At 72.1% G+C, this 24944-nt stretch carries 20 protein-coding genes; 13 read left to right on the top strand and 7 right to left on the bottom strand.

Features of this window, described 5'->3' with window-relative positions; all coding sequences use genetic code 11:
* Nucleotides 1-45: 45 nt before the first annotated feature.
* On the bottom strand, nucleotides 46-1143 hold the full coding sequence (locus tag ACFVDM_RS13435; RefSeq protein ID WP_383637537.1) for a hypothetical protein: 1098 nt from the start codon (nucleotides 1141-1143) through the stop codon (nucleotides 46-48).
* A 153-nt stretch (nucleotides 1144-1296) separates the two neighbouring features.
* Here ACFVDM_RS13435 and ACFVDM_RS13430 point away from each other — a divergent pair, with 153 nt between their 5' ends.
* Nucleotides 1297-1734, top strand: a complete 438-nt coding sequence (locus ACFVDM_RS13430; protein ID WP_383638028.1) for a DUF4442 domain-containing protein — start codon at nucleotides 1297-1299, stop codon at nucleotides 1732-1734.
* A 153-nt stretch (nucleotides 1735-1887) separates the two neighbouring features.
* Nucleotides 1888-2547, top strand: a complete 660-nt coding sequence (locus tag ACFVDM_RS13425; protein ID WP_383637534.1) for a DedA family protein — start codon at nucleotides 1888-1890, stop codon at nucleotides 2545-2547.
* A 53-nt stretch (nucleotides 2548-2600) separates the two neighbouring features.
* Here ACFVDM_RS13425 and ACFVDM_RS13420 read toward each other — a convergent pair whose 3' ends face one another.
* Nucleotides 2601-3131, bottom strand: coding sequence for a gamma carbonic anhydrase family protein (locus tag ACFVDM_RS13420; RefSeq protein WP_383637531.1), 531 nt, complete (start codon nucleotides 3129-3131; stop codon nucleotides 2601-2603).
* 169 nt (nucleotides 3132-3300) lie between these two features.
* On the opposite strand from ACFVDM_RS13420, the gene ACFVDM_RS13415 reads away from it, so the two are divergent.
* The gene (locus ACFVDM_RS13415) at nucleotides 3301-4038 is read left to right on the top strand and encodes an acyltransferase (RefSeq protein ID WP_383637529.1); all 738 of its coding nucleotides are present in this window, start codon (nucleotides 3301-3303) and stop codon (nucleotides 4036-4038) included.
* A gap of 15 nt (nucleotides 4039-4053) precedes the next feature.
* Here the strand turns inward: ACFVDM_RS13415 and ACFVDM_RS13410 are convergent, their stop codons facing one another.
* Nucleotides 4054-4920: an EamA family transporter gene (locus tag ACFVDM_RS13410; protein WP_383637527.1), complete on the bottom strand. Its 867-nt coding sequence runs from the start codon at nucleotides 4918-4920 to the stop codon at nucleotides 4054-4056.
* 124 nt (nucleotides 4921-5044) lie between these two features.
* On the opposite strand from ACFVDM_RS13410, the gene ACFVDM_RS13405 reads away from it, so the two are divergent.
* The 5 genes from ACFVDM_RS13405 to fxsT all read left to right on the top strand — a co-directional run bounded on the left by ACFVDM_RS13405 (nucleotide 5045) and on the right by fxsT (nucleotide 14633).
* On the top strand, nucleotides 5045-5617 hold the full coding sequence (locus ACFVDM_RS13405) for a helix-turn-helix domain-containing protein (RefSeq protein ID WP_383637525.1): 573 nt from the start codon (nucleotides 5045-5047) through the stop codon (nucleotides 5615-5617).
* Between the two features lie 74 nt (nucleotides 5618-5691).
* Complete coding sequence (locus ACFVDM_RS13400; protein ID WP_383637522.1) at nucleotides 5692-6246, top strand: YbaK/EbsC family protein; 555 nt, start codon at nucleotides 5692-5694, stop codon at nucleotides 6244-6246.
* A gap of 512 nt (nucleotides 6247-6758) precedes the next feature.
* Nucleotides 6759-9191 carry an FxsB family cyclophane-forming radical SAM/SPASM peptide maturase gene (locus tag ACFVDM_RS13395; protein ID WP_383637519.1) on the top strand — a complete coding sequence of 811 codons (2433 nt, stop codon included), beginning with the start codon at nucleotides 6759-6761 and terminating at the stop codon, nucleotides 9189-9191.
* 127 nt (nucleotides 9192-9318) lie between these two features.
* The gene (locus tag ACFVDM_RS13390) at nucleotides 9319-10677 is read left to right on the top strand and encodes a TIR-like protein FxsC (protein WP_383637516.1); all 1359 of its coding nucleotides are present in this window, start codon (nucleotides 9319-9321) and stop codon (nucleotides 10675-10677) included.
* Nucleotides 10674-14633 carry an FxSxx-COOH system tetratricopeptide repeat protein gene (gene fxsT / locus ACFVDM_RS13385; RefSeq protein ID WP_383637513.1) on the top strand — a complete coding sequence of 1320 codons (3960 nt, stop codon included), beginning with the start codon at nucleotides 10674-10676 and terminating at the stop codon, nucleotides 14631-14633. Before ACFVDM_RS13390 ends, fxsT begins: the two co-directional genes overlap by 4 nt.
* Before the next feature lie 56 nt (nucleotides 14634-14689).
* Here the strand turns inward: fxsT and ACFVDM_RS13380 are convergent, their stop codons facing one another.
* The 3 genes from ACFVDM_RS13380 to ACFVDM_RS13370 form a co-directional block, all read right to left on the bottom strand.
* Complete coding sequence (locus ACFVDM_RS13380) at nucleotides 14690-15553, bottom strand: alpha/beta fold hydrolase (protein WP_383637511.1); 864 nt, start codon at nucleotides 15551-15553, stop codon at nucleotides 14690-14692.
* A gap of 106 nt (nucleotides 15554-15659) precedes the next feature.
* Complete coding sequence (locus ACFVDM_RS13375; protein ID WP_383637508.1) at nucleotides 15660-16487, bottom strand: aminoglycoside N(3)-acetyltransferase; 828 nt, start codon at nucleotides 16485-16487, stop codon at nucleotides 15660-15662.
* Nucleotides 16488-16552: 65 nt separating this feature from the next.
* Complete coding sequence (locus ACFVDM_RS13370) at nucleotides 16553-16963, bottom strand: CoA-binding protein (RefSeq protein ID WP_383637505.1); 411 nt, start codon at nucleotides 16961-16963, stop codon at nucleotides 16553-16555.
* Nucleotides 16964-17022: 59 nt separating this feature from the next.
* On the opposite strand from ACFVDM_RS13370, the gene ACFVDM_RS13365 reads away from it, so the two are divergent.
* The 5 genes from ACFVDM_RS13365 (at nucleotide 17023) to ACFVDM_RS13345 (ending at nucleotide 24443) form a co-directional block, all read left to right on the top strand.
* Complete coding sequence (locus ACFVDM_RS13365) at nucleotides 17023-17649, top strand: YigZ family protein (protein ID WP_383637503.1); 627 nt, start codon at nucleotides 17023-17025, stop codon at nucleotides 17647-17649.
* A gap of 68 nt (nucleotides 17650-17717) precedes the next feature.
* Complete coding sequence (locus ACFVDM_RS13360; RefSeq protein WP_383638025.1) at nucleotides 17718-17933, top strand: e9imm peptide; 216 nt, start codon at nucleotides 17718-17720, stop codon at nucleotides 17931-17933.
* A 201-nt stretch (nucleotides 17934-18134) separates the two neighbouring features.
* Nucleotides 18135-19811, top strand: a complete 1677-nt coding sequence (locus ACFVDM_RS13355; RefSeq protein ID WP_383637500.1) for a sigma-70 family RNA polymerase sigma factor — start codon at nucleotides 18135-18137, stop codon at nucleotides 19809-19811.
* A gap of 292 nt (nucleotides 19812-20103) precedes the next feature.
* Nucleotides 20104-21270: an exonuclease SbcCD subunit D gene (locus ACFVDM_RS13350; protein ID WP_383637497.1), complete on the top strand. Its 1167-nt coding sequence runs from the start codon at nucleotides 20104-20106 to the stop codon at nucleotides 21268-21270.
* Nucleotides 21267-24443, top strand: coding sequence for an AAA family ATPase (locus ACFVDM_RS13345; protein WP_383637494.1), 3177 nt, complete (start codon nucleotides 21267-21269; stop codon nucleotides 24441-24443). Before ACFVDM_RS13350 ends, ACFVDM_RS13345 begins: the two co-directional genes overlap by 4 nt.
* Here the strand turns inward: ACFVDM_RS13345 and ACFVDM_RS13340 are convergent.
* Complete coding sequence (locus tag ACFVDM_RS13340) at nucleotides 24433-24879, bottom strand: Lrp/AsnC family transcriptional regulator (RefSeq protein ID WP_383637491.1); 447 nt, start codon at nucleotides 24877-24879, stop codon at nucleotides 24433-24435. The genes ACFVDM_RS13345 and ACFVDM_RS13340 overlap by 11 nt on opposite strands.
* Nucleotides 24880-24944 lie beyond the last annotated feature (65 nt).

Here is a 24944-nt window from a genome sequence, read left to right as displayed (position 1 = left end):
CGCCGTGCCAAACGTGTTTCCCTCCGAGGCGTCCGTTCCGCCCGGTCAGGACTCGGTGATCTTCACCAGCCGGACGGTGCTGAGGATCTTCTGGATGGTGTCCTCGGGAAGCTCGTCCGGCACGCCGGCGGCGGCGTACAGCACCCAGGACGAGAACGCGCCGTTGCTGTTCTTGAAGGTGAACGCGATGGTCTTGCCGTCGCTGTCGCACTTCTTCTTCTTGGTGACGTTCGGGGCGGTGGCGGTGACCAGGCTGCCCGTCAGACCCGACTTGGTGGTGTACTGCTTGGCCTTGCTGATCTTGATGGTCTTCTTGGGCATGTGCTGCGCGTACGCCGCCCAGGCCCAGGTGCCCGCCTCGTTCCGGGCGTTCACGGCGGCGTCCGTGGCGCCTTCCGCGCCGCGCGTACCGGTGCCGGCGAGGCTGTAGTTCTCCTTGACCCCGTCCTTGTCGTGGTCGTCGACGCACCACTTGTCCTTGAGGTCCGCCGGGGCGGAGAACCCGATCAGCGGCGAGCCGTCGCCCTTCGCGTCGTCCTCGAAGTACGAGAACGTACCGGGGGACGAGACCTCCCAGTCGCCGGGCACGTCGAACTGCGTGCCCCACTTGGGGTTGGTCACGACCTTCCAGCCGGGGATGACCGGCTTGGGGTCGGCGTCGTCACCGCGCGGGTTCGCCTCGGACGGGGACGCGGACTCGGAGGGCTTGGCCGGCGCGGAGGACTTCGAGGGGTCCGCCACGTTCTTGCCGTCCTTGTCGTCGTCCTTGCCGAGCACGACGACGCCCGTGACCGCCGCGGCCACGACGACCGCGGTCGCCGCGACGATGGCGATGACGGTGGTCTTCTTCTTGTCGTTGCCGGGCTGCGGAGCGCCGGGCGGACCGGGCACCGCGTACTGCGGGACGGTCGGCTGCTGGTACGGATTCGGCTGGGCGTAACCGGGCTGGCCCGGCTGCCCCGCCTGCGGGTACCCGCCCGGCTGCCCCGGCTGTCCGGGCTGGCCCGGCTGCCCCTGCTGCGGATAGCCGTACCCGGGCTGCTGGTACGGGTTCGGCTGCTGGTACCCCGGCTGCTGGTACGGATTCTGACTCTGGTCCTGCGGGTTCTGCTCGCCCCCGGGCGGCTGCTGTCCTGGCCACATGGCCAGTAACGATAGAGGGGCGTCGGCCGGGGTGCTACGCCCGCCCCCGTGTGCGGTCCGTGAAGGACGGGAGCCGGGCGCGGAACGCGACCGTGAAGCCATGGCCAAAACGTACTACTCGTGAGTAACATCTGGCTCATGAGCGCTGAACAGATGACTGCCGGCGAGATGCTCGCCGCGACCGTGCCCATGGTCCGGACCCTCAATCTGGAGTTCCTGGAGACCACCGCCGAACGCGCGGTGATCCGCATGCCCGACCAGGGCGACTTCCACAACCACCTCGGAGGGCCGCACGCCGGCGCCATGTTCACGCTGGCCGAGTCGGCGAGCGGCGCCATCGTCATCGCCGCGTTCGGCGACCAGCTGGGCCGGGCCGTCCCGCTCGCCGTCAGCGCCGAGATCGGCTACAAGAAGCTCGCCATGGGCGAGGTCACGGCGACCGCCACACTGGGCCGCCCCGCCGCCGAGGTCGTGGCCGAACTCGACGCGGGCACCCGGCCCGAATTCCCGGTGAAGATCGAGATAAGCCGCGCGGACGGAGCGGTGACCGGCGAGATGACCGTGGTCTGGACGCTGCGCCCGAACTCCTGACCCGGCCCGCCCCACCGGGGCCGCCCGGTGCCCTCGCGGGCACGGGGCGGCCCTTCGCGCTGTCCGGGGCCGACGGGCGGCGGGTAGGCTTCCCGCCGTGCGCCGAGGAGTTGTCCGGCGGGCGCCCAGGACATCACTACGGAGGAACCGGCGTTGCACATCCAGGAGTGGCTGGAGACCGTCCCCGCGATCAGCGTCTACCTCCTGGTGGGCGTCGTCATCGGACTGGAGAGCCTCGGCATTCCGCTGCCGGGCGAGATCGTGCTGGTCAGCGCGGCGCTCCTGGCCTCGGGACACGACGGCATCAACCCGTGGATCCTGGGTGCCTGCGCCACGGCGGGCGCGGTGATCGGCGACTCGATCGGCTACGCGATCGGGCGCAAGGGCGGCCGGCCCCTGCTGGCCTGGCTCGGCGGCAAGTTCCCCCGGCACTTCGGCGAGAGCCAGATCGCCCTGGCGGAGCGCTCCTTCCAGAAGTGGGGCATGTGGGCCGTCTTCTTCGGACGCTTCGTCGCCCTGCTGCGCATCTTCGCCGGACCGCTCGCCGGTGTGCTGCACATGCCCTACTGGAAGTTCCTCGTCGCCAACGTGCTGGGCGGTATCGCCTGGGCCGGCGGCACGACGGCGGTCATCTACTACGTGGGCGTGGTCGCCGAGGCCTGGCTCAAGCGCTTCTCGTACCTGGGCCTCGGCCTCGCCGTCCTCATCGGCCTCGCCTCGATGCTGATCATCAAGAACCGGGCCAAGAAGGCGGCCGCCCACTCCGCGGCCGAACCGGTGCCCGAGCCGGGCGTGCTGCCGGTCGCCGACTGACGGAGGAACGGGGGCCGGACAATCGGCCCCCGGCTTCCCCGGCCCGACGGGGCTCAGCCCTCGTGAGCCGCGCGGTGCGCCTTGGCCAGCTCGACGTATCCGACGGCGTTGAACCGGACGCCCTCCAGCTCCTCCTCGGTCAGCTGCCGCTTGACCTTGGCGGGGACCCCCGCCACCAGCGAGCCCGGCGGGACGGTCATCCCCTGCGGGACGAGGGCCTGCGCCGCGACCAGCGAACCCGCGCCGATGTGCGCGCCGTTGAGCACGGTGGCGCCCATGCCGATCAGGACGTCGTCCTCGATGGTGCAGCCGTGCAGGACCGCGTTGTGCCCGACGGAGACGCGCTCGCCGACGGTGACGGTGAAACCGGGGTCGACGTGCACGCTGCAGTTGTCCTGGATGTTGGAGTCCGCCCCGATCACGATGGGGCCGCAGTCCGCGCGCAGCACCGCCTGGTACCAGAGGCTGGAACCGGCGGCCATGGTGACGTCGCCGATGGCGACCGAGGTCGGTGCGGTGAAGGCGTCCGGATCGATCACCGGTTCCTTGCCGCCCATGGCCGTGATCAACGCCTTGTCCGCCATCGCGCGTTCCTCCTCGTCGCGGTGCCGGCACCGCCCCGCGGCGGACCCGGCGGAGCGGTCCCGCCCCGCACGACCGTAAGCGACACGGGGGCTCCGCCGGTGGACGGTGGGGTGAAGATCACAGGTGGGCGCGGTGATGGGCCGCGGACCCGCCGTCTACCGTGAGCGGGTGCCGAAGAACAGAAACACGTTCTCCTCCCTGACCGCCTGGCGGCGGCGTACCGCGGCCGCGGCGGTCCAGCGCTGCTGGCGCTGGGTGCGCGAGACGGGTGCGGTCACGGCGGCACACCCCGGAGGGCTCCGCTTCCGCCGCATCGGCGAGGGGACCCGCCTGGCCTTCCCCCAGGGAACCGTCTTCGGCGAGCCGTGGATCGAGCTGGGCGCGCACTGCGTCATCGGCGAACAGGTCACCCTCACGGCGGGCCTCATGCCCGACCTGGACCTCGGACCCGAGGCCATCCTCACGCTGGGCGACGGCGTGGTGCTGGGGCGCGGCAGCCATGTCGTCGCGGACACGACGGTGACGATCGGCCCGGACACGTACTGCGGACCGTACGTCTACATCACCTCGACCAACCACAGTTACGACGATCCGGCGCAGCCCGTCGGCAAGCAGTGGCCGCGGATGGACCCGGTGTCCATCGGGCCCGGCTGCTGGATCGGGACCGGCGCGGTGATCCTCCCGGGCGCGCGGCTCGGGCGGAACGTGGTCGTCGCCGCCGGTGCGGTGGTACGCGGCGAGGTGCCCGACCACGCGGTGGTGGCCGGGGCCCCGGCCCGTGTCGTACGCAGGTGGGACGAGGAGCGGGGCTGGCAGCCGCCCCTGAGGACCCCCGCCCCGGTGCCGATCCCGGAGGGGATCACGCCCGAGCAGTTGCTGGCCGTGGCGGAACTGGACGAGGACTGAGCCGTGTCCGGGCCGTCACCCGGTGGCGAGCAGTACGGTGCCCAGGAGAGCGAGTCCCGCGCCGGCGGCCTGGACCCCGCGCAGCCGTTCGCCGAGGACACCGCGTGCGGCGAGGGCCGTGACGACGGGATAGAGCGAGGCCAGCACCGCGGCGACGGTGACCGGTCCGTGCTGGGCGGCCATCGCGTAGGTGCCGTTGGCCGCGACATCGGCGAGCCCCACGAAGGCCAGGGCCGGCAGGGCCGCGGTCACCGCCCGTGCCCCGCCCTCCTCGGGCAGCGCGCGGGCGCCCCGCCGCACCGAGGCGTACAGGGCCGCGCCGCCCACCGCGACATTGGTGACCCGCTGGACGAAGAGGGCGAGGAACAGCCCCGTCACCGTGGTGGAGGCCTCCGCGATCAGCGCCATCACGGCTCCGAACCCGAACGCCGCCAGCAGCGTCAGCAGCACGGCCTGCCGCTGTACCGGCGCCCCGCGCCACTGCGGTCCGCCGGCCATCACGATGCCCGCCACCGCCACGGCCACCCCGGCGCACTGGAACAGCCCCGGCCGCTCTCCGACCACCAGCCCCACGCCGACCGGCACCGCGACCCCCAGCGAACCGAGCGGGGAGACCACCCCCATCGGGCCGAGCGCCAGCGCCTTGTAGAAGCTCAGCATCGCGACGGGGCCGACCGCGCCGGCCGCGACGGCGAACCAGAGCCGCCCGCCCGCCTCGCTCCAGCCACCGGTCGCGACCACGACCGTCCCGAGGACGACGGCCGCGATGATCTGCGAGACCACCACCACGGTGAGCGCGGGCGTGCGCCGCGTCAGCAGCCCGCCCCCGAAGTCGGCCAGGCCCCACAGGAGGCTCGTGGCCAGGGCGAACAGTGCGGTCATGGGGGCGCCTCGCAGTACAGTGCGGTGAACGACGGGAACGATGCGGTGAACGGTGGGAACGATGGGGTGCACATCACCGTAGTGCACTGCATTGGACTGCGTCATCCAGAATATTGGACGGAACGTGACTGATCTCGACCAGCTGACCCAGTCCCTCGCGCGCAACCTCAAGCGCTGGCGCGGCGAGCGGGGCTTCACCCTGGATGCCCTGGCGGCCCGTGCCGGGGTCAGCCGCGGAATGATTATCCAGATCGAACAGGCCCGCACCAATCCCAGCGTCGGCACCACGGTCAAGCTCGCCGACGCGCTCGGGGTCAGCATCACGACCCTGCTCGACTACGAACAGGGCTCCCCGGTCCGCCTGGTCCCCGAGGCCCAGGCCGTCCGCCTCTGGTCCACGGAGGCCGGCAGCTCCACCACGCTCCTCGTGGGAACGGAGGCCCGGGGCCCGCTGGAACTGTGGTTCTGGCGCCTCGCGCCGGGCGACGGCAGCCGCTCCGACCCCCACCCCGAGGGTACGGTCGAGCTGATCCACGTCACCGCGGGCGAACTCACCCTCGTCGTGGGCGACGCCGCCTTCGCGGTGCCCGCAGGCACCTCCGCCACCTTCGAGGCCCACCACCCGCACGCCTACCGCAACGACGGCACGGAACCCATGGAGGCGACCATGGCGGTGTCGATCCCCCCGGTCAGATAGCCCCAGGGCCTCGCCCGACCCGGATGCCGAGACGCCCAACCGGCCTCCCGGGGGCGGCTGTTAGCGTGGGCCGCATGCGCGCACCCATCGGCTCCTTCGAGGACGCCAGCCCCGCCGTCGACCGTCTCGGACTCCTCACCGCCCCGGTCGCCGCGGCCGTACGCGAGGGCTGGGGCGGTGTGCCCGCCGACCAGATCATCCATGTGGACACGGACCCCGCCATCGCCGACACGGCCGTCTTCGTCGAACACCACGGTGCCGACCTCCTGGACCGCTCGGCCAACTGCATCGTCGTCCGCGCCAAGCGCGGCGGCGAGACCACCCTCGCCGCCTGCCTCGTCCTCTCCCGCTCCCGCGTCGACGTCAACGGCGCCGCCCGCAAGCACCTCGGCGCCCGCAAGGTCCAGTTCGCCCCCATGGACACCGCCATCGCGGAAACCGGCATGGAGTACGGCGGCGTCACCCCCGTGGGACTCCCCGCCGCCTGGCCCCTCCTCGTCGATCCCGCCGTCGCCGACGAGGACTGGATCCTCGTCGGCAGCGGAAGCCGCCGCGGAAAGCTCATCCTCCCGGGCAAGGCACTGGCGGCGCTGCCGGGGGCCGTGGTGGTCGAGGGACTGGGGATGTGACCGAAACTCGATCCGCAACCTGATGTGTTTATCGCATCAGCATGACCCGGGGGTGCGGTTTAGGGCAGGCTGGTGCGCGCGCTCAGCCATTCGGGCGCTCTTTGCGGGGAGAGCCGAAACTCATGGGCCGCGCATTCGTTCGCGATGTGGTGCGAGCCCCCTTGACGCATGTCCGAGTGGCGAAATGTACCTATATGTCCTATTTATAAGGGAAGCTAGGGACATCCACTCATGTGTCCGTACGGCGATGCGTGGTTCGTGGCTGCCCTCGACAAGAAGGCTGAAGGACGATAAATGGAAACTGAACTCGTCTCGGCGGCCGTCCGGCCGGGGGTCTCTCCCCGTAGCCAGGCCGCGCCTCGGGTGTCGCTCGCCCAGCGAGCTGCCGTGCAGGGCGCCGGGGGTCTACCCGCATCGATCAGTCGGCTGTTGCCGACCGACGCCGGGACGAGTCCATTGGTGATCGCAGCCTTCCAGTCCTCAGTCTGAACGGTCGGAGACACCCCCCTTCCATGGACCGGCCACCGGCTTCTTTGAGCCAATTCGTGCTGAAGATGCACAGCCGCTGTGACCTAGCCTGCGATCACTGCTACGTGTACGAGCACGCGGACACGAGTTGGCGGGGCCGGCCCCGGGCGGTGACGAGGGAGATCCTGGCCGGGGCGGCGCGCCGTATCGCGGAGCACGCCCTGGCCCACGGACTTCCCGTCGTCCGCGTGGTGCTGCACGGCGGGGAGCCCCTCCTCGCCGGCCCCGACCGGATCCGGTGGGCGGCCGAGGAACTGACCGGCGCGCTGGCCGGGATCAGCGTGCTCGACCTGCGTATCCACACCAATGGCGTGCTGCTCAGCGAAACGTTCTGCGACCTCTTCGTCGAGCTGGGTATCAAGGTCGGTGTGTCGCTGGACGGTGACAAGGCGTCGAACGACCGGCACCGCCGCTACGCCGACGGACGCAGCAGTCACCCCCAGGTGCTGCGCGCCGTCGCACTGCTCAACCGGCCCGGATACCGGCGCCTGTTCGCCGGGCTGCTCTGCACCATCGACGTCGAGAACGACCCGGTCGCCGTCTACGACGCCCTGGTCGCCCTCGACCCGCCCCGCATCGACTTCCTGCTCCCGCACGCCACCTGGGACGTGCCCCCGCCCCGCCCGCACGGTTCCGCGACGCCGTACGCGGACTGGCTGGACGCGGTCTACCGGCGCTGGGACGCGGCCGGCCGGCCGGTTCCGGTGCGGATCTTCGATTCCGTCCTGCGGACCCTGCGCGGCGAGAGCAGTCTCACCGAGTCGCTGGGCCTGGCACCGGCCGACCTCGTCGTCATCGAGACGGACGGGACGTTCGAGCAGGCGGACAGCCTCAAGACGGCCTACGACTCAGCCCCGGCGACGGGAATGAACGTCGTCGACCACACACTCGACGACGTGCTCGCCCATCCGGGCATGCTGGCCCGGCAGCAGGGGCTGGAGCACCTGAGCGATGAGTGCCGCGCCTGCCCCGTGGTCGAGTCCTGCGGTGGTGGCCTCTACGCGCACCGCTACCGGACCGGCAGCGGATTCCGGAATCCGTCGGTCTTCTGCCCCGACCTGATGAAAATGATCATGAATATTCGTGACAGGGAAGCCGCCGCCCCCGCGGCGATCACGCCGGAACCGCTCGACGCCGCCGCACTCGACGAACTCGCCTCGGGATTCGGCGGCGCCGGGACCGTGACCCGGCTCTCGGCGGCACAGGCCGAGATCAACCACGAACTGCTCGCCGCGGTCGGTGAGCGGGCACCGCGCAACGACCGTACGGCCATGCAGGCATGGGACCTGCTGGTCGACCTGGACGCCGCGGCACCCCAGGCGCTGGATGCCGTACTGGCGCACCCCTACACGCGGCCCTGGGCGCTGCGCGTGCTCGACGGGACGGAGCCCTGGGGCGCCGCCGCCTCCGGTCTGGCCCAGATCGCCGCCTCCGCCGCGCTCCGCGCCCGGCGCGACGACACCCTCGCCGTGCCCGTCCACGACGGGCTGCTGCGGCTTCCCGGCCTCGGTACGGTGCTGGTGCCCCCGGAGGCCGTGCTGGCCGAAGTGGCCGTGGACGCCGAGGGGTTCTCGGTGCGTGCCGCCGGCAGACATGTGCGGATCGACTGGGAAGCGGGGGTCGACGGACGCACTCCGCACTGGCGTCCGGTGCGCCTCGTCGAACTCCCCGGCTGGACCGTCGCCCTGGAGGACACCGACCCGCTGCGCGACTGCCATCAGTGGCCCGTCGCGGACCGGCTCCCGGCCGACGAGGCCAAACTCTGGGCGCAGGACCTGGCCGAGGCCTGGACGCTGATCCAGGACGAACTCCCGGACTACGCACCCGGGGTGGCAGCCGGCCTCCGCACGGTCACCCCCCTCCACGCGCCCGGTGGCAGCGATGTCAGCGCGGCCTCCCGCGACGCCTTCGGCGCCATCGGCGCGGCCAGGCCGGAAACCCCGGACCTCCTGGCCCTGTTGATCGTCCACGAGTTCCAGCACGTCAAACTGGGCGCGGTGCTGGACAGCTTCGACCTGCACCGGCCCCTGGACGGAACGCGGCTGTTCTACGCCCCCTGGCGCCCCGATCCGCGCCCGCTGGACGGTCTGCTCCAGGGGACGTACGCCCACCTCGCCGTCACCGACTTCTGGCGCGTGCGCCGGCGGACCGCGAAGGGTGCCGCCGCACCGGCCGCCGAGGCCCGGTTCGCGCAGTGGCGCGAGCAGACGACGCACGCGGTGCGGGTACTGGCCGGGTCGGGGCTGCTGACACCACTGGGCGAGCGCTTCGTGGCCGGAATGCGGCGCACCGCCGAGACGTGGGAGGCGGAAGAGGTCTCCGCCGCCGCTCTCACGGAGGCGCGGTCCGCGGCCGACCGCCATCGTGCCGCGTGGACCGCCCGTCACCCGTCCCATGCCGTGCAGCTCGCGCCATGATCCCCCGCGAAAGGGCGGTTGTGCCGTCAATTGATCGGCCGGATCTGTAAATAGGCGCGTTCCTGCCGTTCCGTTGAAGATTCCTCGCTTCCTAGACTGAGCTCCCACACGTGGACCGGGGGAGACGTTGGATCTTGAAGCTGCCGGAGCACAGGGAGACGAGCCAAGGCCCTACTTCTTCCTCAGCTATGCGCATACGCCCAGGAATGATCCGAAGGACAAGGATCCGAATCTCTGGGTCGAGAGATTTTATCGGGATCTCTGTGCCCATGTTCTTCAGCTGACATCGTTGCCCGCCGGGGTTCCGGCAGGCTTTCTGGATCAGCAGATGCAACCCGGGGACGGCTGGCAGGAGCGCCTCTCCGAGGCGTTGGCGTACTGCAAGGTCTTCGTTCCGCTGTACTCGCCCCGGTATTTCCTGAGCGAGCAGTGCGGGCGGGAGTGGTACGCCTTCTCCAGCCGTGCCGTCCATTATCAGGCGGCTCGCAGCGACGGGGGCCAGATGTCCGGCATTGTGCCGGCGCTCTGGGTTCCCGTACCGCTGCGGCAGCTTCCGCAGCCGGCCGAGCGGCTCCAGTTCAACCATGCCGCCTTCGGCGAGGAGTACGCCGACGAGGGGTTCTACGGGCTGATCAAGCTGCGGTACCTGCGCGACCAGTACGAGAGAGCCGTGTACCTGCTGGCCAAGCGCATTGTGCGGGTCGCCGAGCAGAGCCGGATGCCCGAGGGTGATCCGCAGCAGGATTACGCGGCGGTGCCGAGCGCCTTCGGGCCGCCCGGCAGGGCCCGGCAGATGGAGATCTCGGTCCTCGCCTGTTCGCGCTCCGAACTGCCTGCGGGGCGTGCTCCCGACTGCTACGGACCCGCCCAGCGCGACTGGAATCCGTACCATCCGAACTCCGCCCGGCCGCTGGCCGACCACGCCGTCGATCTGGTGCGCAACCTCGACTACCAGGTGCGGGTGGGGGAGTTCGAGGCGGAGGCCGAACGGCTGCTGGGCACCGAACGCCCCCAGTCGCCCGGACTGCTCCTGCTCGACCGGTGGGCGCTGGACTCGCCCCGACGCCAGGAGCTGCTGAGGCGGCTGAGCGAGAACGGACGCCCGTGGATCAGCGTCATGGTCCCGTGGAACCGGGACGACCCCGACTCCGGGAGCCGAGAGGCCGAACTGCGGGCCGTTGCCGAGGAACTGCTCGGCAACGGCCCGGAGAACGAGTCCGGTCATCGGTCGCACAGTGGCGGGGTCCCCACACTGGAGGCTTTCAGCCAGGAACTCCCCGGAGCGGTGAAGGCGGCCGAGCGGCATTACGCGGCGCATGCCGAGACGTTCCCTCCCGAGGGCCCGTCCGGCGCGATGCCCAGATTGCTCCTCGACGGAGTCGGCTACGGAACAAGTAATTCCGCTCCACCGGGCCGCGATACGCGGCCGGACACGGGCGATCCCGGAGACGGTGACGCCCCCGAGGGGGGAGGACCCATCAGATGACCGAGAACCGTGACGGAACCGTCGTCACCTTTTACTCGTACAAAGGCGGCACCGGCCGCACGATGGCATTGGCCAATACCGCCTGGATCCTCGCGGCCAACGGCTGTCGCGTGCTCGCCGTCGACTGGGATCTGGAAGCCCCGGGCCTGCACCGATTCTTCCATCCCTTTCTCGATCTTTCCGATCTGGCCGCCACACCGGGACTGATCAATCTCATCACCGAATACCAGGAAGAGGCGCGCAGGCCCGCGGCCCGTGATCCCGAATGGCATCGTGACTACGCCCGCGTGAGGCCCCACGCCACGTCTCTGAACTGGGCGTTCCCGGGCGGCGGAAGTCTGGACTTTCTCTCCGCCGGACGCCGGAACCGCGACTATTCCTCGACCGTGGGCCGGATGGACTGGGACGACTTCTACGAACGTTACGGAGGCGGCCAGTTCTTCGACGCCATGCGTGACGACATGCGGAAACACTATGACTTCACCTTGATCGACAGCCGTACCGGTCTCAGCGACATCGCGGACATCTGCACGGTGCAGATGCCGCAGGTGCTGGTGGTCTGCTTCACCCTCAGCGACCAGAGCATCGAAGGCGCCTCGGCCGTGGCCCGTGACATCGAGGAGCGGTTCCACGACAAGCACATCCGCATCCTGCCCGTCCCCATGCGGATCGACGACGGCGAGAAGGAGAAGGCCGACGCCGGACGGGCCCTGGCGCGCGAGAGCTTCCCCGGCTTCCCCAGCGGGATGAGCAACGAGGAGCTCTCCGACTACTGGGGCACGGTGGAGATCCCGTACCGGCCGTTCTACGCCTACGAGGAGATCCTCGCCACGTTCGGTGACGCCCCGAACATCTCGAGCTCCATGCTGACCGCGTGCGAACGCCTGACCTCGGTGCTCACCGAGGGCCGGGTGGCCGCCCTGCCCGCGATGGACGAGGCGGAGCGGCTCGCCTATGTGGCCGCCTACACCCGCCGCAGGCCGGTGCCGCCGTCCAACATCGTCCTCACCCATGTGGCCGAGGACCAGATGTGGGCGGACTGGCTGGAGTCCGTCCTCACCCGTGCCGGCTTCCACGTCATGCCCGTGGACGTACGCAGTTCGCACACGGCGTGGAACGACGCCGAGTGGGCGACGGCCGGGGCCTACCGGGTCGTGCCCGTGGTCTCGCCCGCCTACCAGGGGTCGCGGCGCGCCCGGAGCCTGTGGGAGGCGGCCCTGGGGCTCGACCCCTCGGGCAGCCGGCGCCAGCTCGTTCCGGTGCGGATCGGAGACGTACGGCTGACCCTGCCGCTGAACAGCCGAGGCGTGGTCGATGTGGCGCGGCTCGACGAACGCGAGGCGGTCACCGCCGTGCTGACCGCCCTGGACCGGCCCGAGGCCGTCGAGGCCGTCGAGGCCGCGCCGGACGGCCCGCGCTTTCCCGGGGCGGTGCCCAGGGTGTGGAACGTGCGCCCCCGGCACGCCGAGTTCACCGGACGCAGCTCCGTACTGGTCCGGCTGCGCGACCAGTTGCGCGACACCGCGCGCTCCGCCCAGCATCTGCCCCAGGTCCTCTACGGTCTCGGAGGCGTGGGCAAGACACAGGTGGCACGCGAGTACGCGCACCGCTTCCGCGCCGACTACGACCTGGTGTGGTGGGTCGAGGCCGAACAGCCCGACCGGGTGATGTCGTCGCTCGCGGAACTCGCCGAGCACATGGAACTGCGTGCCGGGGACGTGGTCGCCGAGGCGGCGAGGGCCGCGCTGGAGGCACTGCGCAGCGGAGTCCCGTACTCCCGCTGGCTGCTCATCTTCGACAATGTCGAGGACCTGGACAAGACGCTGGAGCTGTTCCCCGACGAGACCGGCCCCCTCGCCGCGGGCCTGTACGGACACATCCTCGTCACCTGCCGCAACAAGCCGATCTCCGGCCGGGTGGAGCCCGTCGAGGTCGAGGTGTTCACCCGGGCGGAGAGCGTGGAGCACCTGTGCCGACGGGTGCGGAAGCTTCCCGCCCGGGACGCGGACCGGGTCGCGGAGGCCGTCGGCGACCTGCCGCTGGCCGTGGAGGTCGCAGCGGCCTGGCTGGCCGAGACCGCGACACCCGTCGACGAGTACGTCGGTCAGCTCAGGGAGCAGAGCACCAAGGTGCTCTCCCTCGGCACCCCCGAGGACTACGCCCTGCAGATCGGCGCCACCTGGAACATCTCCGTCGCCCGGCTGCGCGAGGAGTCCAAAGCGGCCGTCCGTCTGCTGGAGCTGTGTTCCTTCTTCTCCGCCGAACCGATCTCGATGACCCTGATCGGCAGCGACTCGATGTTCCGGTCGCTGCTGCCGTACGACTCCGACCTGCGCGAGCGGTACATGCTGGGACGGGTCATCCAGGCACTCAACCGTTTCGCCCTGGCCAAGGTGGACCCGGCGGACAGCAGCATCCAGATCCACCGGCTCGTCCAGGCGGCGGTCCGGGCGGGGATGACGGCCGAGGAGCGGGACACCGCCGTCCACGAGGTGCACCGCATCCTCGCCGAAGCGAGGCCCGCTCAGGGCGCGGACCAGGACAATCCCGTGAACGACCCCAAGAGCTGGCCGGCCTTCGAGCTGATCTGGCCGCATCTGGGACCGTCCGGGATCGCCGACTGCGACGAGGCGGAGGCCAGGCAGCTCATGGTCGACCGGGTCCGCTACCTCCTCAAGCGCGGCGAACTGGAGAGCGCCCGTGTCCTGGGAACCCAGCTCAACGAGACCTGGACCCGGGAGCTGGGGGAGGACGATCTGCAGACCCTCAACCTGCGTTTCGAACTGGCCAACGCCCTGCGTTCCCAAGGGCGGTACGTCGAGGCCCGCCGGATGGACGAGGACACCCTCGCCCGCCAGACCCGCCTGCTGCGCAAGGACCACCCGAGCCTCCTCATCACCACCGGAAGCCTCGCCGCCGACCTCCGGGCCCTCGGCCGCTTCGACGAGGCGCTGGCTCGGGACCGGAAGATCCACCACGTGATGCGGGAGACGTTCGGCGACAACCACCCGCGCACGCTCGTGGCCGCGCACAACCTCGCCATCGACTACCGGCTCACGGGCGACAGCGAGGCGGCCCGCAGGCTCGACGACCTCACCGTGCAGCGGCGCAGCACGCTGCTGGGCGAGAGCCATCCGTACACCCTGACGACCAAGGGGCATCTGGGACGCGACCTGAGGGAGACCGGGGAGTACGAGTCCTCGGTCGAGATCCTCCGCGAGGTGAAGGCGGCCTTCGAGCGGGTGCTCAACGCCGATGTGCCGGAGGCGCTGCGCACGGCCAAGAGCCTCGCCGTCTCGCTGCGCAAGGCGGGCCGTCCGCACGAGGCGAAGCCGCTGACGGAGGAGACGTACAACCGGTACCGCGAGCGGTACGGGACCAGGGTGCCCGACGCGCTGGCCTGCGGGCTCAACCTGGCGGCGGACTTCTCCGCGGTGGGCGACCGGCAGGCCGCCCTCGATCTGGCCGAGCAGGCCCTCGACGGCTACCGGGCCACGCTCGGCGACGACCACCCCTTCACGCTGGCCTGCCGGAACAACGTCGCGATCTACTTACGGGGCATGGGCGCGGCGCAGTCGGCTGCGGAGGCCGGTGAAGCCGTGAGGACCGCGCTGGAGGACAGCCTGGGAGCGCGGCACCCGTTTACCCTGTGCGCCGCGATCAACCTCGCCAACGCCTACGGAGACCTGAACCGGCCGGAACTGGCCGAGCACTGGGAACGGGTGGCGCTGGAAGGGCTCCTGGAGCGCTACGGACCCGCGCACCCCGATGTGCTGGTCTGCCGCTCCAATCTGGCGGTCACCCTGAGGGCCATGGACCGGGAGGCCGAGGCCGAGAGGCAGCGGGCCGAGGTGGTGCCCCTGGCGGTGGAGCATCTGGGCATGGACCACCCGATCGCGGTGGCGGCCCGGACCGGCCGGCGCGTCAACAGGGACCTGGAGCCGCAGCCCGTGTGACGCCACCTCTGCGGCGGACCGGTTCGGACATCCGGGGACCGGCCGCCGCGGGCGGCTCAGCGGGTGACCCAGCCCAGCACCCGGGTGAGGACGCGCAGCGCGCCGAAGTGGGCGGCGCCGCGCTCGACCACGGTCTCGGCCCCGGGGATCTGTGCTCCGAGCCAGCGGGTGTGCTGGGCGGGGGCGAAGACATCGTTCTCGCCGTGCCACAGGAAGACGGGCGAGGCGATCTCCTGGGGGCTGAACCCCCAGGAACTGTTGAACGACATCACGTCGTCGATCCACCCGTCCGCGGAACTGCGCAGCCCCTCGGCGAAGTTGCTCACCAGCATGGCGCGGATCCCGGTGTCGGAGACGATGCCGCGGTCGTCGGCCGAGAGCCCCCGGTGCATGTCGACCACCGAGCCCATCGGGTCGGCCCGGATCGACGCCGATCTGCGTTCGAGCGCCGCGGTCAGCCTGCTGCGGCCGGCCGAGGCGTTGTTGTACTCGCGGACGTTGGACTGGATCATGCCCTCGAACCAGTCGAGTCCCTGGGCGTCGCGGGGAGCGAGCCCCACCAGGCCCGCCGTGCGCAGCACACGCCCCTTCAGCAGCGCGGCGCAGGCGAGCGCGTGCGGCGCACCGCCCGAGCGCCCGACCACGGCGAACGCCTCGATGCCCAGGGCGTCGGCGATCCTCTCGACGTCCGACGCGACATGGGCCACCGACCGGCCGGGCAGCGGGTCGGACGCTCCGTATCCGGGACGGTCGTAGGCGATGAGACGGATGCCCAGCCGGTAGAGCACGGATCCGCGTGGTGCCGGTCCGAGCCTGCTGCCCGGGGTGCCGTGGAGCAGGAAGACCGGCCTGCCCTGTGGATCTCCGAATTGCTTGACGGCCAGATTCCGGCCGTCCTCGGTGCGGATACTCTGTTCCATCCGGTGCCTTCCCCTCGGGGCCGATACGCGGTAAGTATGAGTGCCACAAGGGAAGTTGGACATAGGTGCACCGTCCAGGCTGTTGCCGGACGGGCGCGCGCCGTCCTCAGGAATGCGCCCCTCTGTGCGCCGGTAGCCACCCCTTAGCGAACGCCACCGCCGTCGGCAGACGGAACAGACGGGCCGTCGCGGAGCCGACGGGGGCCGTGCGGATGTCTGCGCCGGAGCGTTCGAAGTCCGCCCCGAGGGCGGCGAAGTCGCTGTCGTCCAGGGCCACGTCCTCGTATGTCCACCAGTGGTGCCGGCCGCCGTCGCGGACGACGCAGCGGTAGGTGCGGCGGGGCGGGGACGGGGTGCGGTACTCGGCGAGGTGGAAGGCGGTGCAGGTGGCGTAGCCGGTGCCGAGGAGGAGGACCTGGGCGTGGAGGGCGTCGAGGCGGGCGAGCGGGGAGTCCTCGCCCAGGTGGCAGTCCGGGCGGTGGCCGTCGAGTACGGCGGGGGCCAGCGGGCCGACGGCCGCGAAGGAGGTCTGCGGGTGGGCGCTGCGGGCGGCGCCGGGGGAGGTGCGGACCGTCTCGGAGAGCCGGCCCATCGAGGGAGCCGGTGTCGTCGCGGGGTCGAACGCGGGCATCGCCGCGCGCACCGCCTCGCGCGCTTCGGCGTCCAGGCCGTGGACGCGGGCGCGGAAGTGCGGCGAGGTGTCGGAGTTCTCCGGGGTGAAGGACGGGACCACCAGCGTGCCCTCCGGTCCCAGCGCCTCCCGCACCGCGCGGACGACCGTGTCCGCCCCACCCTCCACCGGGCCCACCGCGCGCAGCGAGGCGTGCACCATCAGCACACCGCCCCGCTCGACACCGAGCGCGGTCAGCTGCGCGGTCAGCGGGGCGGCGCGGTGGGGCGCGGCCGGCGGGTTCGCGGTACGGGGGGTGCTCACAGCGGGCCATCATCCCAGCCGCGAGGGCGGTGTGACAGTCCGCACATGTGCGCGCCGGGCGGCGGTCAGCCGCTCAGGGCGGGGATCTCGATGGCAGGGCACCGGTCCATGACCATGTCGAGTCCGGCGGCCCGCGTCCGCTCGTACGCCTGCTCGTCGACCACACCGAGCTGGAACCAGACGGCCGAGGCCCCGATCGCCACGGCTTCGTCCGCCACCGCGCCGGCCAGCTCGCTGTTGACGAAGACGTCCACGACGTCGACCGGGAAGGGGATGTCGGCCAGGGAGGCGTAGCCGTCCTCGCCGTGCACCCGCTCGGCCTTCGGGTGGACGGGGACGACGCGCTTGCCGAAGCGCTGGAGCACCTCGGCCACGCCGTAGGCCGCGCGCGAGCGGTTGCCGGAGAGCCCCACCACGGCCCAGGTGTCGCCCGTCTCCTGGAGAATCCTGCGGATCGTCTCGTTGTCTGCGTACATGATCCGGACAACGGGTGGCCGCTCCGGACCATTCCCGTGCCTGCGCTTAGGCTGGCCGGATGCAGGACCAGTACCGCACCGTCGCCCGCGCGGGCGTGCACGAGACCGAGATCAACCGGTCGCGTTTCCTCTGCGCCCTTGCCCCCGCCGCCACCGAGCAGGAGGCGCAGGACTTCGTCGCCGCCGTCCGCAAGGAGCATCCGACCGCCACCCACAACTGCTTCGCGTACGTGATCGGCGCCGACGCCTCCGTACAGAAGGCGAGCGACGACGGTGAGCCGGGGGGCACCGCGGGGGTGCCCATGCTCCAGATGCTCACCCGACGCGAGATGCGCTACGTCGTCGCCGTCGTCACCCGCTACTACGGTGGCGTGAAGCTCGGTGCGGGCGGGCTGATCCGGGCGTACGGGGGAGTGGTCGGCGAGGCGCTGGACGTCATCGGCACCCTCACCCGCCGGCGGTTCCGGATCGCGACCGTCACCGTCGGCCACCAGCGCGCCGGCCGCCTGGAGAACGAACTGCGCGCGACGGGCCGCAGCGTCCGCGACGTCCGGTACGCCGAGGCCGTGACCATCGAGATCGGGCTCCCGGACGGCGACGTCGACGACTTCCGCCGCTGGCTGGCGGACGTCACGGCGGGCGAGGCGGAACTGGAACTGGGGGCGGAGGCGTACGGGGACGCGTAGGTGCGTCCCGCCGGGCGTTGCCGTTCCTTGGCGTGAGGGCGGGGGAGGGGCTGGTGAGTGCCGTGAGGATGAGTCGTGCGGAGGCGGTCGCGCACGTGCGGCGGATCATGGACGTCGATCACGCCACCGAGGCCGAGGCGGACGCCTGCCTGGAGGCGCTCGATCGTGCGCTGGGCTGTCCGTCCGGATATGTGAGCGACCTCATCTACTGGCCGCCGGAACACGAACTCACCGCCGACGAGGTCGTCGACCGGGCCCTGGCCTACCGGGCGATCGCATTGTGACACGCACGGTCGGGCATGGTGCCTCTCCGTGACCATGCGGAGGAGGTGACTGATCGGTCACGGCTGAACCGAGCGCCCTTTTGATAGCGTCCCGCCCACCTCTGGGAAACCCGTCACGGAAGAACTGTTATCGCAGCCGCCCGCCCCGGTCTCCCAGTCATCGGGCATCATCAGCGGCGTACACGACAGGGAACCTCTCATATGACCCAGCAGCACACGGTGGATCCGGTGGCACTGGTGACCGCCGCCCTCAGGGGGGAGCCGGGGGCGAAGGACGCGCTGGCGGGGGCGTACCTTCCGCTGGTCTACAACGTCGTGGGCCGGGCGCTGAACGGTTCGGCGGACGTGGACGACGTGGTGCAGGAGACGATGCTGCGCGCGCTGGACGGGCTGCACACGCTGAGGGCGCCGGAGAACTTCCGTTCCTGGCTGGTGGCGATCGCGATGAACCAGGTCCGCTCGCACTGGCAGGACCGCCGGTCCGCGCCGGGCGCGCTGGAGGAGGCCGGGGAGTTCGCGGATCCCGGCGCCGACTTCGTCGATCTCACGATGATGCGTCTGCAGTTGTCGTGGCAGCGCCAGGAGACCGCGCGGGCGACCCGCTGGCTGGAGCCGGACGACCAGGGGCTGCTCTCCCTGTGGTGGCTGGAGTGCGCGGGCCGGCTCGACCGCTCCGAGGTCGCCGAGGCCATGCGGCTGTCCCCGCAGCACACGGCCGTGCGGGTGCAGCGGATGAAGGCGCAGCTGGAGGCCGCCCGGGTCGTCGTCAGGGCGCTCGACGCCCGGCCCTGCTGCGAGGAACTTCGCGTCGTCCTCGGGTCGTGGGACGGGCGGCCCTCGGCCCTGTGGCGCAAGCGCATAGCCCGGCACGCCCGCGAGTGCCTGCGGTGCTCGGGGCTGTGGAGCGGGCTGATGCCGGCCGAGGGCCTGCTGGCCGGGCTGGCTCTGGTTCCCCTGCCCGCCGCCCTCCTCGCGCTGTGGCCGGCCCCGGACGCCGCGGCCGCCACCGTGGCGCAGTCCTTCGACGCCACCGTGCCCGGGGCGCGGGCCGGCGAGCCCGGGATACCCGCCGCCCCCGGACGGCACCGTTCCGGGGGCGCACACGGGCCGGGAGGGCGCGCGGCCTCCCGCGCCGACATACGCCGGCGGCGACGGCTCAGGCGGCGCGCCGCCGGTGGCGCGGTCGCCGTGGTCTGCATAGCCGGCGGGGGCCTCTGGTACGCCTCCCTCGTGCCCGGCTCCGACGGCGCGACCGAGGTCGAGAGCGCGGCCGGTACGCCGTCGGCCCCGCTCACCGACCTCGCGGCCTCCGGAACCCCCGGCGCCGCGTCCCCCTCGGCGACCACCTCGCCCTCCCCCTCACCGTCGCCGTCCGCGAAGAAGCGCACATCGCCGCCGCCGAGCCCCAAGGCGAAGAAGTCCAGCCCGGCGGCCACCCCGACCCGGACGTCCGCCCCGCGCACATCGAGCGCCCCCGCCCCGCGCCCCACCCCGGCGGGCGCCGCGGCCCAGGTCGTGGCCCTCGTCAACAAGGAGCGCGCGGCAGCCGGATGCGGCCCCGTCACGGAGAACGCCCAGCTCACGACCGCCGCCCAGCGTCACTCCGACGACATGGCGGCCCGCGGCTTCTTCGAGCACACCAACCCCGACGGCGCCGACCCGGGCGACCGCATCACCGCGGCCGGCTACCGCTGGTCCACGTACGGCGAGAACATCGCCGCCGGACAGCAGACCCCCGAGGCCGTGATGAACTCCTGGATGAACAGTCCCGGCCACCGCGCCAACATCCTCAACTGCTCCTTCAAGGAACTCGGCGTGGGGATCCACCGGGGCAGCGGCGGCCCGTGGTGGACCCAGGACTTCGGCGCCGGGTTCTGAATCCGTACCACTGGCCCCGGAGTTCGCGCCGCATTCTTCGCTTCCATGTTGATATTCCCTGTATGACCCCTTATGTGCGTGTCGGGGTCTCGTCGGCTTCCGCGCTTCGCGTCGAACGCCTCCACGGTGATGGGACACTGGGGTGCGTGAGGGAGCAGGGGCAGAAGCACGCACCCGGGGCGGACACCGTCCCGGGCCGCACGGGCACCGTCGCCACCGCCCTGCCCGCGCGCCCCTCGCAGCCGCGCACGCGGCGCACGGGGAAGCGGAACACGCAGGTCGGAGCCGGCTCTTGAGGATCTTGCACACGTCCGACTGGCACCTGGGCCGGTCGTTCCACCGCGTCCCGCTGCACGAGGCGCAGGCCACCTACCTCGACCACCTGGTGGAGACGGTGCGGGAGCACCGGGTCGACGTGGTGCTCGTGGCGGGTGATGTGTACGACAGGGCCGTGCCGCCGCTGTCCGCCGTGGAACTGTTCGACGACGCCCTGCACCGGCTGGCCGACGCCGGTGTGCCCACCGTCATGATCTCCGGCAACCACGACTCGGCGCGCCGACTCGGTGTCGGCGCCGGGCTCCTCGGCCGTGCCGGCATCCATCTGCGCACCGACCCCGAGCACTGCGGCACCCCGGTCGTCATCCCCGACGCCCACGGGGACGTGGCGTTCTACGGGCTGCCGTATCTGGAGCCGGCCCTCGTCAGGGACGTCTTCGGGACGGACCGGGGCGGGCACGAAGCCGTCCTGACGGCGGCCATGGACCGCGTGCGCGCCGACCTGGCCGGTCGGCCCGCGACCACCCGGTCCGTCGTCCTCGCCCATGCCTTCGTCGCCGGCGGCGAACCGAGCGACAGCGAACGCGACATCACCGTCGGCGGCGTGGCCGCCGTCCCCGCCGGGGTCTTCGCCGGGGTCGACTACGCGGCCCTCGGCCATCTGCACGGCAGCCAGACCGTCTCCGAGCGCGTCCGCTACTCCGGCTCGCCGCTCGCGTACTCCTTCTCCGAGGCCGACCACCGCAAGACCATGTGGCTGATCGACCTCGACGCCACGGGCGGCATCGGCGCCGAGCGCGTCGACTGCCCCGTCCCGCGCCGCCTCGCCCGGATCCGGGGCCGCCTCGACGACCTGCTCGACGACCCCGCCCTCGACCGCCACGAGCAGTCCTGGGTCGAGGCCACCCTCACCGATCCCGTGCGCCCCGCCGAGCCGATGGCCCGCCTCACCGAACGGTTCCCGCACATCCTCAGCCTCGTGCTGGAACCGGACCGCGCTCCGGAGGACCCGCACACCTCGTACGCCCAGCGCCTTCGGGGACGCGACGACCAGAGCATCGCGGAGGACTTCGTGGCCCATGTCCGTGGCGGATCCGGCACCGACGAGCACGAGCGGACCGTCCTGCGCCGCGCCTTCGACCACGTCCGCATCGACGACACCGTGAACGAGGTGAACCGATGAGGCTGCACCGGCTCACCGTCACGGCCTTCGGCCCCTTCGGCGCCACCCAGGAGATCGACTTCGACGCCCTCTCGTCCGCCGGGCTCTTCCTGCTCCACGGGCCCACCGGCGCGGGGAAGACCTCCGTCCTCGACGCCGTCTGCTACGCCCTGTACGGGGCGGTGCCCGGCACCCGCCAGAACCCCGGCACCACGCTCCGCAGCGACCACGCCCCGGCCGGTCTCCCCACCGAGGTACGCCTCGAACTCACCGTCGCCGGGCGGCGCCTGGAGGTCACCCGCAGGCCCGCCCAGCCCCGGCCCAAGAAGCGCGGCGGCGGCCACACCACGGAGAAGGCCCAGAGCTGGCTGCGCGCCCACGACCCGGAGCGGGGCTGGCAGGCGCTCAGCCGTTCCCACCAGGAGATCGGCGAGGAGATCACCCAGCTCATCGGGATGAGCAGGGACCAGTTCTGCCAGGTGGTGCTCCTGCCGCAGGGCGACTTCGCCCGCTTTCTGCGGGCCGACGCGGAGGCGCGCGGCAGACTGCTCGGCCGGCTCTTCGACACCCGCCGCTTCGCGGCCGTCGAGGAACGGCTCGCCGAACTCCGGCGGACCGCCGAGCAACGGGTCAGGACCGGGGACGAACAGATCCTCGCCCTCGCCCAGCGCCTTGCCCAGGCCGCCGGACCGGCCGGACGCGAGTGCCCCGTGCCCGAGGTCCAGCCGGGCGAGCCCGGCCTCGCCGACGCGGTCCTCGGCTGGGCCGCGGCCGCCCGCAGCGCCGCCCGGGAACGGCTCGACCTGGCCCGCGCCCACCTGACGGCCACCGAGCACCGGCAGGCCGCCGCCCGTGCCGTGCTGGACGAGGCACGCGAACTGGCCGCGCTCCAGGACCGCCACGCCGAGACCGGCCGCCGCGCCGCCGCCTCGGAGGCCGGCCGGCCCCGGCACGACGAGGCCCGTGCCCGGCTCGACCGCGCCCGCAAGGCGGACCTCGTCGCGCCGGCCCTGGAACTCCGGGACGCGGCCGACCGCGCGTACCGGCGCGCGAGCGTCGCCCGCGACCGCGCACGCGGGATGCTGCCCGCAGGACTGGCCGACGCCGGCGCCGACCACCTGGCCGGGCTCGAACGCCGGCTCCGCGAGGAACTGGGCGGGCTCGACGCGGCACGTCGCGCGGAACGGCGGAGCACCGAGATCGACGACGAACGCGCCGCCCTGGACCGCCAGGCCCGCGCGGACGACGACCTGCTGCGCGAGAGCGGGACCTGGCTCGCCGACTGGGAGACCACCCGCACCGCGCTCCACGCCCGGATCGAGGAGGCCCAGGAGGCCGCCACCCGCGCCGAACTCCTGGCCGGCCGTCTCGATCCGGCCCGCCGCCGCCTCGACGCGGCCCGTCATCGGGACGCGCTCGCCACCGAGACCGCCGGGGCGGAGCAGCGGCTCGGTGCCGCCCGCGAGCACGCGCTGGAGGCCCGTGAGGAGTGGCTGGGCCTCCGCGAGCGACGGCTGCGCGACATCGCGGCGGAACTCGCCCGGCATCTCGTCGAGGGCGAGGCCTGCACGGTGTGCGGTTCCGCCGACCATCCGCGGCCCGCCCGTGCCGGGGACGGACACGTCGACCAGGCGGCGGAGGACGCCGCCGAGGCCGCCCACCGCCGCGCCGAACAGCAGCGCACCGACGCGGAACACGCCCTCTCCGCCGTACGCGAACGCTACGCGGCGGCACGCGCCAAGGCCCTGGAGGGTGCCGAGGCGGACCAGGAGGAGGCGGACGGACACGTTCCGGGCGTCGCGGCGCGGTCCGCCGACGAGGGGGAGAGTACGGCCGACGGCGCGACGGACGGCCGCGACTCCAGTGCCCCGGCGGGCTCCGGGCGGCATGACGTGACGACTCCGGCCGTTCCGCCGGAGCCCACCGTCGACGAACTCGCCGCGCTCGTCGACACCCTCACCCGCGAGCACGCGCGGGCGCACCGGACCGCCGCCGGGACCCACGCCGCCCGGGAGGCGCTGGCGGCCGCCGAGCGCGAGCAGGCCCGGCGGGCCGAGGAAAGGCAGCAGGCGGAACGCCGGGCCGCCGCCCGGACGTCACGGCGCGAAGCGCTCGACCGGGAACAGGCCTCCCTGGCCGAGGTGCTGGCCGAGGCGCGGGGAGCGTCGGCCACCGTCGCCGAGCACGCCGCACTGGTGCAGCGGCGCGTCGCGCTGCTCGCCGACGCGGCGGGGGCGGTGCGCGAGGAGGAGGGCGCCGCCACACGGCTGAAGGAGGCCGACGACCGGCTCGCGGACGCCGCGTTCCGGGCGGGCTTCGACACGCCGCAGGCCGCCGCCGAGACCCTTCTCGACGATGCCGCGCAACGCGAACTGCAGCACCGCATCGACGCCTGGCAGGCCGAGGCCGCCGCCGTCGCCGACCGGCTCGCCGAGCCCCTGACCCGGGCCGCCGCCGAACGGGAACCGGCCGACCCCGATACCGCGCAACGCGCCCACGACACGGCCGAACGCCTGTTGCGGGAGGCCTCGACGGCCCTCGCCTCGGCCCGCGAACGCTGCGCCGAACTCGACAGGCTGTCCGCCCTGACGGAGCACGAGGTGCGCGGCCTGGGCCCGGTGCGCGAGGAGTACGAACGCGTCGCACGGCTCGCCGGACTCACCGCGGGCACCTCGGCGGACAACGAACGCAAGATGCGTCTGGAGTCGTACGTCCTGGCCGCCCGGCTCGAACAGGTCGCCGAGGCCGCCACCGCGCGGCTCCGGCGGATGTCGTCCGGCCGCTACCAGCTGGTCCACTCCGACGCCCGCACCGGTGGCCGCAGGGCCGGTCTGGGGCTGCACGTCATCGACGCCTGGACGGGACGCGAACGCGACACGGCCACGCTCTCCGGCGGCGAGACGTTCTTCGCGTCGCTCGCCCTGGCGCTCGGCCTCGCCGATGTGGTCACCGACGAGGCCGGTGGCGTACGGCTGGACACCCTCTTCATCGACGAGGGGTTCGGCAGCCTCGACGAGCAGACGCTCGACGAGGTGCTCGACGTGCTGGACTCCCTGCGCGAACGCGACCGCAGCGTCGGCATCGTCAGCCATGTCGCCGATCTGCGCCGCCGCATCCCCGCCCAGCTCGAAGTCGTGAAGGAACGGCACGGCTCCTCCGTACGGCACCGGGCCGTGGACGTGGTCAGCGACTGATCGCCCGGCGCGGAAGGGGCGAGGAGTACACGACGCTGGTCGTGACGGAACCGAGCGACGCGATCCTGCCGGAGACCGTCTCCAGATGGCTCATGGAGCGGGCCGTCACCTTGAGGACGAAACAGTCGTCGCCGGTGACGTGATGGGCCTCCACGATCTCCGGCGTCGTATCGATGAGATCGTGGAACGGCTTGTAATTGCCGTGGGGATATCGCAGGCGTACGAGAGCGAGGATCGGCAGCCCGAGCCGTTCGGGGTCGACCACGGCCGCGTAGCCGCTGATGATCCCCGCCTCCTCCAGCCTGCGCACCCGCTCGGTCACGGCGCTGGACGACATCGCCACCGCCCGCGCCAGTTCCGCGAACGAGGCGCGCCCGTCCCGTTGCAGGACGTCCAGAATGCGCCAGTCGGTGGCGTCCGGGGAATAGTCGGTCATGGTGCGAGCAAACAGGGAAATCCCCGGCGGATCAAGCCCGGCACCGTGGATCACCGCTTCCCGGC

It is taken from the genome of Streptomyces sp. NPDC057682 (assembly GCF_042799575.1).
Taxonomy (GTDB): Bacteria; Actinomycetota; Actinomycetes; order Streptomycetales; family Streptomycetaceae; genus Streptomyces.
This window is presented reverse-complemented; position numbering and strand designations above follow the sequence as displayed.

Bases quoted from the DNA above. Each gene is read 5' to 3' on its own strand.
- ACFVDM_RS13430 (WP_383638028.1), top strand. From the start codon at position 1,297: ATGACTGCCGGCGAGATGCTCGCCGCGACCGTGCCCATGGTCCGGACC.
- ACFVDM_RS13400 (WP_383637522.1), top strand. From the start codon at position 5,692: ATGCGCGCACCCATCGGCTCCTTCGAGGACGCCAGCCCCGCCGTCGAC.
- ACFVDM_RS13340 (WP_383637491.1), bottom strand. From the start codon at position 24,879: ATGACCGACTATTCCCCGGACGCCACCGACTGGCGCATTCTGGACGTC.
- ACFVDM_RS13410 (WP_383637527.1), bottom strand. From the start codon at position 4,920: ATGACCGCACTGTTCGCCCTGGCCACGAGCCTCCTGTGGGGCCTGGCC.
- ACFVDM_RS13360 (WP_383638025.1), top strand. From the start codon at position 17,718: ATGAGTCGTGCGGAGGCGGTCGCGCACGTGCGGCGGATCATGGACGTC.
- ACFVDM_RS13380 (WP_383637511.1), bottom strand. From the start codon at position 15,553: ATGGAACAGAGTATCCGCACCGAGGACGGCCGGAATCTGGCCGTCAAG.
- ACFVDM_RS13345 (WP_383637494.1), top strand. From the start codon at position 21,267: ATGAGGCTGCACCGGCTCACCGTCACGGCCTTCGGCCCCTTCGGCGCC.
- fxsT (WP_383637513.1), top strand. From the start codon at position 10,674: ATGACCGAGAACCGTGACGGAACCGTCGTCACCTTTTACTCGTACAAA.
- ACFVDM_RS13395 (WP_383637519.1), top strand. From the start codon at position 6,759: ATGGACCGGCCACCGGCTTCTTTGAGCCAATTCGTGCTGAAGATGCAC.
- ACFVDM_RS13355 (WP_383637500.1), top strand. From the start codon at position 18,135: ATGACCCAGCAGCACACGGTGGATCCGGTGGCACTGGTGACCGCCGCC.
- ACFVDM_RS13420 (WP_383637531.1), bottom strand. From the start codon at position 3,131: ATGGCGGACAAGGCGTTGATCACGGCCATGGGCGGCAAGGAACCGGTG.
- ACFVDM_RS13435 (WP_383637537.1), bottom strand. From the start codon at position 1,143: ATGTGGCCAGGACAGCAGCCGCCCGGGGGCGAGCAGAACCCGCAGGAC.
- ACFVDM_RS13370 (WP_383637505.1), bottom strand. From the start codon at position 16,963: ATGTACGCAGACAACGAGACGATCCGCAGGATTCTCCAGGAGACGGGC.
- ACFVDM_RS13365 (WP_383637503.1), top strand. From the start codon at position 17,023: ATGCAGGACCAGTACCGCACCGTCGCCCGCGCGGGCGTGCACGAGACC.